At 42.9% G+C, this 13739-nt stretch carries 12 protein-coding genes and 1 other RNA gene; 11 read left to right on the top strand and 2 right to left on the bottom strand.

The annotated features are described in order from the left end of the window. The first annotated feature begins 112 nt into the window (after positions 1 to 112). From ACQCT5_RS12270 to ssrS, 3 genes are all read left to right on the top strand, one after another. The gene (locus tag ACQCT5_RS12270) at positions 113 to 1357 is read left to right on the top strand and encodes a DEAD/DEAH box helicase (protein ID WP_499642246.1); all 1245 of its coding nucleotides are present in this window, start codon (positions 113 to 115) and stop codon (positions 1355 to 1357) included. A 19-nt stretch (positions 1358 to 1376) separates the two neighbouring features. After that, positions 1377 to 1670, top strand: a complete 294-nt coding sequence (locus ACQCT5_RS12265) for a DUF6509 family protein (protein ID WP_499642244.1) — start codon at positions 1377 to 1379, stop codon at positions 1668 to 1670. Between the two features lie 107 nt (positions 1671 to 1777). After that, a non-coding RNA gene (ssrS, locus tag ACQCT5_RS12260) (6S RNA) lies at positions 1778 to 1965 on the top strand. A gap of 65 nt (positions 1966 to 2030) precedes the next feature. On the opposite strand, the gene ACQCT5_RS12255 is transcribed toward ssrS, so the two are convergent. Then, complete coding sequence (locus tag ACQCT5_RS12255; protein ID WP_499642242.1) at positions 2031 to 3443, bottom strand: amidase; 1413 nt, start codon at positions 3441 to 3443, stop codon at positions 2031 to 2033. A gap of 160 nt (positions 3444 to 3603) precedes the next feature. Between ACQCT5_RS12255 and ACQCT5_RS12250 the strand changes: the two genes are divergently transcribed. Continuing rightward, positions 3604 to 3873, top strand: coding sequence for a DUF1292 domain-containing protein (locus tag ACQCT5_RS12250; RefSeq protein WP_499642240.1), 270 nt, complete (start codon positions 3604 to 3606; stop codon positions 3871 to 3873). A 146-nt stretch (positions 3874 to 4019) separates the two neighbouring features. Further along, positions 4020 to 5414 (top strand): L-cystine transporter, encoded by a 1395-nt coding sequence (locus tag ACQCT5_RS12245; protein ID WP_499642238.1) that lies wholly within the window; start codon positions 4020 to 4022, stop codon positions 5412 to 5414. A gap of 250 nt (positions 5415 to 5664) precedes the next feature. Here ACQCT5_RS12245 and ACQCT5_RS12240 read toward each other — a convergent pair whose 3' ends face one another. After that, entirely contained in the window at positions 5665 to 7014 is a 1350-nt protein-coding gene (locus tag ACQCT5_RS12240) for a glucoamylase family protein (protein ID WP_499642236.1), read from the bottom strand. Between the two features lie 266 nt (positions 7015 to 7280). Here ACQCT5_RS12240 and ACQCT5_RS12235 point away from each other — a divergent pair, with 266 nt between their 5' ends. From ACQCT5_RS12235 to ACQCT5_RS12210, 6 genes are all read left to right on the top strand, one after another. Continuing rightward, entirely contained in the window at positions 7281 to 8327 is a 1047-nt protein-coding gene (locus tag ACQCT5_RS12235) for an ATP synthase beta subunit C-terminal domain-containing protein (protein WP_499642233.1), read from the top strand. Positions 8328 to 8480: 153 nt separating this feature from the next. Beyond that, entirely contained in the window at positions 8481 to 9164 is a 684-nt protein-coding gene (locus ACQCT5_RS12230; RefSeq protein ID WP_499642231.1) for a response regulator transcription factor, read from the top strand. Continuing rightward, positions 9151 to 10575 carry an ATP-binding protein gene (locus ACQCT5_RS12225; RefSeq protein ID WP_499642228.1) on the top strand — a complete coding sequence of 475 codons (1425 nt, stop codon included), beginning with the start codon at positions 9151 to 9153 and terminating at the stop codon, positions 10573 to 10575. The genes ACQCT5_RS12230 and ACQCT5_RS12225 overlap by 14 nt, the downstream gene beginning before the upstream one ends. Positions 10576 to 10711: 136 nt before the next feature. Further along, positions 10712 to 12157: an ABC transporter permease gene (locus ACQCT5_RS12220; protein ID WP_499642226.1), complete on the top strand. Its 1446-nt coding sequence runs from the start codon at positions 10712 to 10714 to the stop codon at positions 12155 to 12157. Positions 12158 to 12169: 12 nt separating this feature from the next. Then, on the top strand, positions 12170 to 12865 hold the full coding sequence (locus tag ACQCT5_RS12215) for an ABC transporter ATP-binding protein (RefSeq protein ID WP_499642223.1): 696 nt from the start codon (positions 12170 to 12172) through the stop codon (positions 12863 to 12865). A 62-nt stretch (positions 12866 to 12927) separates the two neighbouring features. Next, positions 12928 to 13683: an alpha/beta hydrolase gene (locus ACQCT5_RS12210; RefSeq protein ID WP_499642221.1), complete on the top strand. Its 756-nt coding sequence runs from the start codon at positions 12928 to 12930 to the stop codon at positions 13681 to 13683. Positions 13684 to 13739: the final 56 nt, after the last annotated feature.

The following is a 13739-nucleotide window of genomic DNA, read 5'->3' as shown; positions in this document are numbered from 1 at the left end:
ATCATTATCAAAAACGGATTCCATCGGGGCCGTTTTTTATTTTTTGTTAATCTTGGTTATGTTATAGTTAGGAAGCAAAATAGCAACTTAATAGAAGAGAGACGTGATCTACATGCCTGACTTTATACAATTGGGAATAAAAAAAGAAGTGAACCATACATTGAAATCCCTTGGACTTGTGACACCAACACCAATACAGGAAAAAACGATTCCAGCCGTATTGGACGGAAAAGATATTATTGCACAAGCGCAGACCGGTACTGGAAAGACTTTGGCGTTTGTCCTGCCGATCCTCGAGAAGATCGATGTTAACAATCCCGAAACACAAGCTTTAATCTTAACACCTACTCGTGAGCTTGCTCATCAGATAACGAAAGAAATAAAGAAGATGATGGAAAACATAGATGGAGTGAGTGTACTTGCGATATTTGGGGGGCAGGACGTCCAGCATCAGCTGAAGAAGCTCAAAGGTGCGCAGCATATTATTGTGGCGACACCAGGCAGACTTTTGGATCATGTCAGACGCGGAACAATTGATCTTTCGACCTTGAACATGCTTGTCATAGATGAAGCGGATCAGATGTTGTTGATGGGCTTTTTGCCTGATGTGGATACTATTATCCACGAAACATTCCCATCCCGCCAGACTCTTTTATTTTCCGCGACCATCCCTAAGGAAATTCATGCACTTGCCAATAAGTATATGAAAAGCCCTGAGCATATTGAAATCAAAGAAAAACAGGTTACCGTCCATAAGATCAGGCAGTACGCTGTTGAAACCACCGATCGACGCAAAGAAGGCACTTTGCTGCACCTGATACAGGAACATCAGCCATATCTGGCCATCATTTTCTGCCGGACAAAAGCAAGGGTGGAAAAATTAAATGCTACCCTGAAGGAGAAAGGTTTTTTATCGGATGAACTGCATGGGGATATCCCTCAACCCAAGCGCCAGCGTGCAATGAGAAACTTCCGTGATGCTAAGCTACAGTATCTTGTTGCAACGGATGTGGCGGCAAGAGGGCTCGATGTAGAAGGTGTTACTCACGTCTATAACTACGATGTCCCTGAAGATGTAGAGACATATATACATAGAACCGGGAGAACAGGCAGAGCAAGCGGTGATGGTGCTGCTTATACTTTGTTTGCACCAAGGGACGTCGATAATCTACATTTGATAGAAAAGGGAATCAAGCAGACCTTGGAGCGAGTCGTCATAAAAGGAATCAGCATTCCCGATCGAGAAGATTACGAGAAGGAAAGAGAAATGAATATCAAAAAAGCAAGAAAAACAGCTCAGAAGAAAAAGGAATTTCCCGCAAGCCAAAAACAAGACTTCAATCGAAGAAAACGATAGTAGAGAAAGGATGTCAAATATGAATATTACCGGACATGAAGCAGAAAAACTGAAAGACCCAACAGGAATATTGACGGGAGACCGCTATGAATTCCTGATAGATATTGAAATCCCGGAAGATGATGAGATGCATATGGAGAACGGTGTCTTTATCAAAGCGATTGTCGCTGTAGATGACAACGGTACAAGAATTGTCCAGTATCATCTCTACGAGGATACAACCCATACCTTGCTTGACTTTGAACTGGAAGAGGAAGAACTGGCAATGGTGAAAGAGTATTGCATAAAGCAGCTCGAGAGTGGTGTCATTTAACCAAAAGGACAACACTAGCCAGAGTGCAGATAATAGACGGATAATTTCAATGATTCCACCTAATAGATGATAGTTGCATTTCAATCTATTCTCCTGTACTATAATAAAACAAGCTGCGATGCACGTAACCATAACAAAGTTTTAACCTTTATACTTAACTAGGGAGTTTTATATAAAAGCAGGAATGTCAAGCCTCCGAGATAGAGGACGACATGAATGTTTTTGCGAACACCCACTTTCAGGAGTGGTGGTTTAAAACTTTCTTATACTAAGTTACGGCAGTTGTGGCTTGTACTTCCATACTAATTTAAACGTAAAACTACCCAGCATCCGATTTGGACGCTGGGTTTTCTTTTGCTATTATGACGTTTTCGTAAAGGCAGGCATTCTACCAGCCCATGGACGTGCCTCCTCAAGCTGACCTGCAAGACGGAACAGGGTGGCCTCGTCGCCATATGGGGCAAAATATTGAACACCGATTGGTAGATTGTCATCATTCCAATAGAGAGGCACATTCATCGCAGGTATCCCAGTCGCATTGGCAAGAGGTGTATAAGGAACCCAGCCATTTGCTAGTCTTGAATACTCCTCAAGATCTCCCTTGTATACCAATTCCCCTATTTTTACAGGTGGCTTAGATAGGGTTGGTGTAAGAAGCAAGTCATAGTCGGTGAAGAATCGTGCCATTGTACCTGCCAATTGTTGCATATAGGACATGGCAGTCAGGGTTTCCACCCCGGTATACTTTGCTCCAGCCTGACCTATTTCCCAAGTCAGGCGTTCAAAATCCTCAACGCTTGCCTCTTTTCCGACAAGGGCAGGGAGAGAAGCGATTCCGAGCGTTACCATCTGATACCACAAAACGGTAAATGAGTTCGTAAATGCTTCCACATCAATTGCCGGGCTTGCCTCTTCCACATGATGACCCAGTTCCGTACACAGTTTGGCTGCATCCACTACCGCATCCCTGCAATCAGAGTCAATCGGCTTACCGTCGAAAGTGGTGGATAGAAAACCTATGCGAAGCCTACCTGGAGGGGTCGCTACTTCATTGATAAAGGACTGACTTGGTGAGGGTGCAATATATGGATCTCCAAGTCCTGGTCCATGTGTAGCATCGAGTAATGCGGCACTATCACGTACACTCTTCGACACGCAATGGCTGACACCCAATCCGAGAGTATCTGGATTTCTTGGGTTCCGTCCTCTACTGATTTTCATCCCGAAAATTCCACAGCAGGAAGCAGGTATCCGGATAGAACCACCGCCATCCGAGGCATGGGCCATGGGAACAATTCCTGCTGCCACAGCAGCAGCAGATCCACCGCTCGACCCTCCAGCGGTAAAGCTAAGATTCCAAGGGTTTCGAGTTGGTCCGTAAAGCTCCGGTTCGGTAATTGGTTGAATGCCAAGCTCACATGTGTTCGTTTTTCCAATTGTAATCAATCCGGACCTGCGTATCCGTGATGACAATACTGAATCTGTTGGACATAAGAAATCCTTCATAAGTCTCGAACCACCTGTATAAGGTGCTCCGGCATAAAACTCCAAGTCTTTCATTAGGAAAGGAACACCTGCAAATGGTGCAGACAGATCATCCGATGCAGCCAAGCTCCTTGCTTCATCGAACATCTCGATTATTACGGCATTGATGAGGGGATTAATCTGCTTACTCCTGTCTATAGCCGACTCCACCAGTTCAATAGGTTTTACTTCTTTCTTTTTTACTAGTTCACTTAGGCCGATTGCATCCATCTCCATATAATCTTTCATATGTACACCTCATTTCTGTAGTTTGACTATTAATAGATTAGCACATTATGGTAAGATAGGAAGGTCCATTTTCTACAGTACGAAGGTATATTAATTTTCGTAAAAGGGAAGATAGGATCATAGTGAATATTATCGATAGCAATGGAAAGGAGATATAAGGATGGATAAAGTGGAAGTAGGAGATATTTTCATCGTTCAGGATGAAAATGAACAGGATCAGGAACTTGAAGTATTAGGAACAATGGATGTGGAGGGCTCCACATACGTAGCTGTAGCGTTTGTCGAAGAAATCGAGAAACAGACCACTGGTGACGTAGATATCTTTTTCTTGAAAGTGGAAGAGGATGGGGAACTTTCTGAAATAGAGTCTGACGAAGAATTTGATAAAGTTTCCTCTGCATTTGAGGGAGTAGTAGAAGAGCAAGAATAAGAAGCAGGAAAGTAGAACAAGTACCCGATCAAGGTGCCTGTCCTACTTTCTTTTTTTATTGTCAAAGGCATGTTCATCGAATAAGTCCATAAGATGTAGAGAAGCCTCAACGCTTCAGTAATGAAGATAAAGGGAGGAAAGACAGCATGGATAATTTTTTACTCGTCCTTAATATTTTTCTTTTACTCTTACTGTGTTTTGGGCTGTACAAGATGCAAAAGAAGGGAGTCTCCTTTGCCAAACGTGTATTTGCAGCTCTAGGAATCGGGATTGTTTTCGGTCTGGGATTGCAATACGCATACGGAACAGATTCGGAGGTGCTCGCAGGTTCCATCGACTGGTTCAATATCGTCGGGTCAGGCTACGTGAAGTTTCTTCAGATGATTGTCATGCCGCTTGTCTTTATCAGCATTATCGCCGCTTTTACGCGACTGACGCTAAAAAGCAATATAGGAAAAGTGAGTGCTCTTATCATCGGTATATTGCTCGGTACGACAGCGATTGCCGCTGCAGTCGGTATCGGTACGACTGTCCTGTTTGATCTAGAAGCAATTGAAATAGAGAAGGGTGATGCAGAAACAGCCAGGGGGGAACAATTGGAATCACGTGCTGGAGACCTTGCTTCCAAAACCTTCCCACAACAGATGCTAGATTTATTGCCTTCGAATGTATTCCTTGATTTCACTGGAGCGCGCTCCACTTCGACCATTGCTGTCGTCATATTTGCAGCATTTATAGGTATCGCATATCTTGGGGTTCGAAGGAAGAATGCCGAACAGGCTGAATCTTTTGCGAAACTGGTGGATACGTTCTATACGATTATTATGCGTGTGGTAACATTGATTCTTCGTTTAACACCATATGGAATTTTGGCCATCATGACGCGTGTGACCGCCACCAGTGATTACGGCGCCATAGCAAAGCTGGGAGAGTTTGTAGCAGCTTCTTATGTCGCGCTTCTCATTGTATTTGGTATTCACTTGCTGCTTTTGATGTTTGCCGGATTGAATCCTTTAACATATGTAAAGAAGGCATTTCCGGTTCTATCCTTCGCTTTCACATCCAGAACAAGCGCTGGTACGTTACCGCTAAATATTAAAGCTCAAACGAAGGAGCTGGGAGTATCAGACGGGGTGGCAAACTTTGCCGGCTCATTCGGCTTATCCATTGGTCAGAATGGCTGTGCAGGAGTTTACCCAGCAATGCTGGCAGTGATGATTGCACCAACTGTCGGAATCAATCCACTTGATCCTTCATTCTTGTTCATGCTGATATTAGTCGTTGCCATCAGTTCTTTCGGTGTGGCGGGAGTAGGAGGAGGGGCAACATTCGCTGCCATTCTTGTCCTGTCTGCGATGGATCTGCCGATAGCATTGGCAGGCTTGCTGATTTCCGTTGAGCCACTGATTGATATGGGCCGTACTGCACTGAACGTAAGTGGAAGCATGACAGCAGGAGTGCTGACCGGAAAAGCAACCGGGAATCTGGATACCACTGTTTACAATTGTCCACCATCCACTGATTTTGAAGCTGATGCATGATAGAGATTGAAGGGAAGCGGCAGAGTGATCTGCTGCTTTTTTCTTTAGCAATCTTTGCGGTCGGACTATTGTTCAAAGCAAATGAACAGAAGTGCGGTAGTTAATGAAAATATGTTCGGGCGGAATGAAAATAATTTCTCGACTCCACCATCATCTGTGCAATGACCTTTTCATTATCGCTGAACAAAGTTTCATAGAAATAAGAAAAAGCCTCGGAAAAGACCAAGGCTTTAAATAATTTAATATCACATCATTTAATATTAAAGTTTTCATTCTCCAACAAGTTCTCTGGTTTTTCCCCGATCGGATCCTGATGGAAGTGTTCTCGAATGACTCCATCACGTAAATAGTTGGCGATGGAAACTAAGATCATCCCCTGATCTAAAGAAAGATAGGAGTGTGCCACTTCCCCGGATGTAAGATTGACTGTATCATAGAATCCATAATTTTCACCGTAAGCTTCAAGATCTTTTAACGCTTGGATATTGGCAAGAGCTTCATCCGGTGCATGCTCAAGCGCCAGGAAAGTGGCGTGTGGCGTGACAGTCGCCTTATCTTCATACCCTTCCGTACCGAGTACCGGAACACCAAACTCTCCATAATTATTCCGAATGCCTGCCGGTGAGAAGCCCCATGCTCTGTACTCGTTCTTTTCCGCAAAACGAATCTGCCCCTCAACATGATGCTTGTTGTTTAACCCCAGAGCATTCGTACCGAGCTCGTTTTCCTTTAACACAAGACTCGGCATAAGCGCTTCAAACATGCTGCCGCCCCAGCTTGGAACATATTTGATTCCTTCATACTCATAGTAGCCTTGGTAGAGTTCGATTCCATCATACGTTTTCATCGTTCCGTTAGGCTGTTGCTGCTGCCAGTCAAATTCCGGAGGGAATGCACGGTATAGTTTCCACCAGTGCTCTTCAGGAATATCACCTTTTCCGATTGCCAAATAACTTGCAACACGCGGTTCCGTATAAAGCAGTCCATAGTGGTGGGAGGTCACGCTTTTCTTTTCTACTTCATACCCTCCATAGAGATGGCCAACTTTCGGGTCGTATAGGTGGGAATAGTCCATAGCCGCAACTAACGGATCTGTCCTTCCTTTCAAGTCTTCAAAATATTGGCCGGTGACGATAAGTCCAGCAGTAAGCCACCCATTATCGACACTTGAGATAAACTGACCCCAATCCTTTTTCAGCGAGCCGTCCTTCGTGTAATACCAGTTATAATAGAGCCCATTCCATTTTTCCATTTTCTCCAAAGTATGAAGGGTGGTTTCGACTTTCTTCTCGGCTTCCTTTTTTGAAATCAAGTCCAGTTCAACAGCTGATACCATTCCCATCAAATACATCGAAATATTGGTAGGCGAGGTGTGCTCCGCTTTAACCTCATTTGTTTCAAAATCAACCCGGTCCATCGTTAGACCCGTAGATGGATCAGTATAATCTTCAAAAAATTGAAACGTTTTTTCAGCGGTGTCCAGTAATTCCTGATCAAGCACTCCGTTTTCTTTCAATCCAACATCCTTGTCAATAAATACAAAGAAAACAATAATACCAAGGATAACTACAGAAATTGCTGAAATTACATATTTTTTCATCCGACAATCTCCTTTCCTAATAAAACCGGATAAATTACCCTAATAGGTGAAACGTTTCGATTTTTCGGTATATAAGGGCATTCATTTCTGTAAATATAACCTTTTTAAGAATTCCTTACAATACTTTAGAACCAAAAATTCAGAATTTATTATACTAAGCTCTTCACATACGGTTAAAGTAAAAATTTTTCCGCTTAAACGTAATTATACGGTTGCGCTTTAACGAAAAATATATTACTGTTAAAAGTAAGAAAGGGGTGCAAAAATTGGAAAATATAAGATTGAACGTTTCATTACTAAGAAGGCGTGTCCCAAATTTAACGAGTGCTGCCAAGTCCGTCGGTTTACGCCCGGCGACGGTATCAAATCTTTGCACAGGCAAAATTCCGGTAGGAAGAGCGGAGGTCCGCACCTTGGTTGCTCTTGCTGATTTGGCAGGCTGCAGTTTGGATGAATTGATTATCAGAGGGGAGAAGGTAGAAATGATCGAAACGAAAATTAAAGTGGTAGATTTATTTGCACCATTAACAAAAGGCGGAACTAATGGATTGGTCGCTCGTCCCGGTATGGGGCAACTTGTATTGCTTGCTGAATTATTCTATCGTTTAAAGATGGATGGTTTCACAACCATGTTGCTGAATCCGGAAGGAAATCATCCAGAAGTTAACGACATCAGCAATGAGTTAGATATTGTTACAAACTCCATTGAAGAAAGTTATGAAAAAGCGCTGGCACTAGGAAATTCAAAAGAAATTGCTTTTGCTGCCGACAGAAGTCACGTCCTTTCCGGCAAGATTCAGGAACTACAGGAGAAGCTTGACAATGTAGGCATCCATTCTGTTACTACCTTTCTGGTCGATTTAAGTGGAGATGTAGTGGATGAGGATCTTCCATTCGGTCCACTTGAAACACTCTGGCAGTTTGATGCGGACCTGGCAGCACGACACAAATTCCCGGCAATAAATCCTGTCTACTCCACATCCTCTGTCCTCGAAGGAGCTCATTTGGATCAGCAGCATCTAAGTATCCAACAGCGTGCACAAAAGTTATTACGCCGCTACAGGGAATTACGGTCTTTGGTAAATGTCAGGGGTACCGACCGACTACCACAATCCGAGCTACTAACTTTCCAAAGGGGAGAAAGACTGGAAGCTTATCTGACGCAGCCTTTTTATGTAGCGGAGCAGTTCTCCGGGAAAAAAGGGGAATCCGTCAGTCTGCAGGATACCCTTAGTGATGTCAGAAAAATTCTGGAAGGCTCTTTAGATACAGTGCAGGTTGATTCTCTAAATTATATTGGTTCATTAAGATAATATATAATGCTATGGACTTCGGTATTGGCACCGAGGTCTTTTTTTTATTTTGACATCTTCCCGACATATTCTTGGGCTACTATGGTTGGATGGTACTTGTGATTTTCATGCTTATTCATGTTTAGGTATAATAGGTTCAAAGGAGTGGAACGGATGGAGAAGGTTTTAGTTGTGGAGGATGAGGTGGCAATCAATCAAGTGCTTAAGGTATATTTGCAAAAAGAAGGTTATCAGGTGGTGCAAGCATTTGATGGTAATGAAGCAATCCGTCTTTTTCAACAGGAACTCCCTGCTTTGGTACTACTGGATATCATGCTTCCGGAAACAAATGGATGGAAGATCCTTGAGGCGATTCGAATGATAGGAAGCTGTCCTGTTATCATGCTGACGGCACTCGACGAGATCACATACCGCCTAAACGGATTAAAAGGGGGAGCAGATGATTACATAACGAAACCATTTATTGCAGATGAAGTGGTTGCCAGGGTACAGGCTGTTCTTAGAAGGTCTGGCAATAAAACAAAACCTGATGGTATCAAGCGATTCGGACAATTGACGGTAAACTGGAAGTCTCATTCTGTTTCTCTTTATGGAGTAACAATTCCTTTATCTCCAAGGGACTTGGCCTTATTTCTATTCCTCTCGCAGCATCCAAATCAAACCTTTACAAGAGAACAACTACTAGATCGGGTATGGGGAATGGACTATGACGGCAGTGATAGAGCTGTAGATCTTGCTGTAAAAAGAATACGTAAAGCTCTCGGGGAATGGTCCATCCATGAAGGGGAGATAAAGACACTGCGGGGACTGGGGTATCAATTCTGTGTTAAAGATTAGAGATAAAAGACCATCACTTTTACGATATTGGACAACAAGATATTTTATCACTCTGATGATCGGATTGATCGTCATCGCTTTCCTTTCAGTTCTGTGGATCAAACATTCCGCTTTGGAAAACCGATTGAATATGAGCATTTTTATGGCAGAGGAAATTGCGAGCCGAGTTTCGAATTATGAACAAGGGAGATTTATTCCGAGGGATAATATTCCCATGTTCAAAGATCCTGAGCATAGGACAAATGGAGTCATTTATATCGTTGATAAAGACGGAACTATTCTTTCAGCCAATCGATCCATGAGACAATCTATTAAAGGAACTTTGCCACAGAATCTTTTGAATAATGAGGAGCAGGTTCAAAAGATTGCGGACGGAAATGAGATTCAGGAATATCTAGTAAAGGCACCAATAGAAATTAACAGGGAGATTGTAGGATGGGTCGTAATCATCCAACCAGAAAACGAGCTGGTAGAAGTCAAACAAGAATATAGCCTATTATTCATTATGCTAGGCAGTTTGGCAATATTGGGATGGGCAGCGATCTACTTTTTATCAAGAAAGCTTTCCTCACCGATCAAAGAAGTGGCTATAGCAGCAAAACAGGTACAGGAGGGAAACTATACCTTTCAATTACCTGAAAACCTGCACGAAGAAGAGACATATGAACTCGTGCAATCCTTTAGAGAGATGGCAGATCGCTTACAGCAGCTCGAAGCCTTGCGCTCAGAGCTTTTGGCTGGTGTGACACATGAGTTGAAGACACCCGTTACATCGATAAGTGGTCTATTGCAGGCAGTTAGAGATGACGTTGTGACGGGAAAAGATGCAAAGGAATTTGTAGCAATCTCTTTGAAGGAAACGTTCAGAATGCAAAAAATGATTGCAGATCTGCTGGATTTCAATTCGTTCACCGTTAACCAGCTGTCCATCATCAACGAGCACCTTTATATTAACAGGGTAGTAGAGGAAACTGCCTATCAATGGACTCACTCACAACAGGATAACCGTATTAAGCTGGAAATTCATCTTCTTGAAGAGGATGAGCAGATAGAAACAGATGCCATGCGCTTAAAACAGGTGCTGTTCAACCTTCTGAACAACGCCAAACAAGCGATTGTGAAGGAAGGAATGGTTACACTTAGCATGAAAAAAGAATTCGATCACCTCTCGATCACTATACAAGATAGTGGCTGTGGTATTCCAATTGAAGAACAGAGACTTATTTTCGAGAGATTTTACCGAGGAGATTACAAGAAGTTTAAAGTGAGAGGGTTGGGAATTGGGCTCCCCTTCAGTAAAATGATTGCACATGCCCTTGGCGGAGATCTTATATTAGTAGAATCCTCAACCAAAGGAACGACCTTTAAAGTTTCTCTCCCATTAATCGGACCTAATAATGAAAACCCATAATGAAATGATGTTATTAACATTGTTTCCTTGTGGTTTTTTTAAATTTGCCCACCGACATACTCCTGACACATTCACCCGCTATTCTTGGTCATGAGCTGAGACAAGCTACAAGAATTTAATTTTGGGGGTAAGCAGAATGAATTTTATGAAACGCGCTTTTTTAAGCGTCAAGACAAGGGCAGGAAAAAGTTTCCTTCTCCTTTTCACATTAACCGTTATTTGTGTATTTGTGTTATCCGGACTATCCATACAAACCGCCGCTGGCAAATCAGCAGAGCTTGCACGTCAAAATATCGGTGGGAACGTAACACTGCAGGTGGATCGTGAAAAAATGATGGAGCAGCAGGCAGCGGAGGGAGGAAGACCACGCTTTGAGTTGACACCCATACTGTTGAGTGAAGCCGAGGAATTGATAGATTATCCGGAGGTAAAAGGATATAACTTTACCTCATCCACTTTCGGCAACGCGCTAGACTTTGAACCGATAGAAAGCGGTTCTGCAACAGAAGAGGATTCCACTGAGTCCAATCAAGGTGGACCAGGACGAATGGGAGGAATGATGCTTATGGACCTTTCCGTTGAGGGGGTACTTTTTTCTGATTCTGTACAAGCCTTCCTCGACGGAGATTCCACCATCTTGGAAGGCCGTCATCTGACCGAAGAAGATGCAAATCAGCCTTTTACACTGATAGAAAAGACTTTAGCAGAGGATAATGATTTATCTATGGGCGACAAAATCCAAATACAGTCACCTGATGAATCGGCCACTTTGGAGTTGGAAATTGTAGGGATATACGAAACAGCTGTTGCAGGAGATAGCACCGGTATGAATTTCACTGCCTTGAATCCGTACAACAAGCTTTACATTCCATATACTGCGGCTACCACATTAAAGGGAGAAGGATATGAAGGAACGATTGACAGCGCCGTCTACTATATGAACGATCCCAGTAATATTGAGGACTTTATAGGCAGGGCAGAGGAAGAAAGCTCCATCGATTTTGCAACCTTCAAGCTCGATGCCAATGACCTGGTCTACCAGCAAATGGTCGGACCGATAGAAAATGTCGCCTCGTTCTCGAAAAACGTGGTCTACCTAGTCGCCATTGCAGGAGCTGTCATATTGGGCTTGATTGTCATGCTGACTATTCGCGAAAGAAAATATGAAATGGGTGTGCTATTGGCTATCGGGGAAAAGAGATGGAAGCTGATTGGACAATTTATTGTCGAAATCCTGATAGTAGCAATCATTTCTCTAAGTTTTGCCTCTATGGCAGGTAACCTTGTTGCCAACCAAGTTGGAGAGCAATTGCTGAACCAACAGCTTGAACAAAGTGCAGAATCCGCATCCAATCCGGAATCTTTTAGAAGACCTGGCATGGGTATGATGGGAGGCGGTATGGGACCTGGCTTTGTACAAGAGCAGGTTGATCCAATCGATGACCTCCAAATTGCCATCACGTCCAAGGATTTTGGATTGCTGGCAATTATCGGATTAACTGTTTCCATGATTGCGACTATTATTCCGTCCCTTTCAATTTTACGCTTGCAGCCAAAAATGATTTTAACCAAACAGGATTAGGAGCGTGTTAGAATGAGTACTTTACTGGAGTTTTCTAATGTAAGCTACTGGTATAAACAAGAAGGCAGACAACAGACAATCCTTCAGAATGTCAATGCTACCTTTGATAAAGGCCAATTTTATTCTGTAATAGGTCCATCAGGTTCAGGCAAAACAACCTTCCTTTCTTTAGCCAGCGGATTGGACGTCCCAAAGGAGGGGAAGATTCTTTATAACGGGAAAGATATCCAGGATATTGGACTTTCGAATTTCCGCAACAAGTTTGTCTCTATCGTCTTTCAATCCTATAATCTCTTACCTTATATGACAGCAATGCAGAATATCATAACTGCAATGGAAATCACCGGTTCCAAGGTGAAAAAGAAAAAGGAATTTGTTCTGGAGATGTTAAATAAGGTGGGTATCAATGAAAAGCAGGCCAATCAGAGAGTACTGACTTTGAGCGGCGGACAGCAGCAGAGAATTTCCATTGCACGTGCCCTATGCTGCCAATCAGATTTTATCGTGGCAGATGAACCGACAGGAAACCTGGATGAAGACACGGCACAGGAAATTGTCCTTCTATTCAAGGAGCTTGCCCATAAAGAAAACAAATGCATAATTGTGGTAACGCATAATAATGAAATAGCTGCTACATCGGATGTTATAGTGAAGATAAACAGAGGGAAATTTGAAGTGCGTAAACACAATATCACTGTCATGGCATAAATGATATCTGGTCACCAATCCGCACTTAGGTTACAATATGGTTATTATTCAGGAGCATAAGGGTGACTAATTTGCAGAAATCAATCGAAATCGAACATAAGGGACAGATTTTAAGAGGGATGCAGCATATTCCTACGGGAAACAACCTTCCTGCCGTCATCCTTTTTCATGGTTTTACTGGTACAAAGCTTGAGCCACATAGATTTTTCTTGAAAATATCCCGCGCACTTGAATCGATGGGAATCGCGTCTTTCCGCTTTGATTTTTTGGGAAGTGGCGAAAGTGACGGGAATTTTGAAGAGATGACTGTGCTCAGTGAGGTCAGAGAGGCCAGGACGATTTTGGAATATGTCCGATCCCATCCTTCCATCGATAAGGAAAACACTATTGTTCTAGGGTTCAGCATGGGCGGATTAGTTGCAAGCCTTTTGGCAGGGGAGCAGCCCGCAGATATAAAGAAACTTATTTTGCTCTCCCCGGCAGGAACATTGCCACAAATCATTGAAAAACAGATGGGCTTCGCCACTTTTATAGAAGAGCTCAACGCCTATGACCTTGGAGGCAACCTATTAGGTAAGGACTTCGTAACAGAATTGAAAAACCTGGAGGTATGGGAGCGGGCAGCCAGATACACAAATGATGTACTGTTGATTCACGGAACGAACGATCAGGCGGTACATGTAGAGGTTTCATCACTTTATAGGAAGAATTGTTATCCTCATGCAACACTTCTGCACATCGAAGGAGCAGATCATACGTTCAACTCCTACAAGTGGGAGCAGGAAGTTATCGAAGCAATATGTAATTTCAGTAGCTGAATAAACTAGGAAGAGGCTCCAGTGCACACTGGGGTCTTTTTTTATGTTTGGAATAG

The organism is Sutcliffiella halmapala (assembly GCF_050107295.1).
Classification (GTDB): Bacteria; Bacillota; Bacilli; order Bacillales; family Bacillaceae_I; genus Sutcliffiella_A; species Sutcliffiella_A halmapala_A.
The sequence above is the reverse complement of the archived record's forward strand: the minus strand, read 5'-3'. Positions and strand labels throughout refer to the sequence as shown.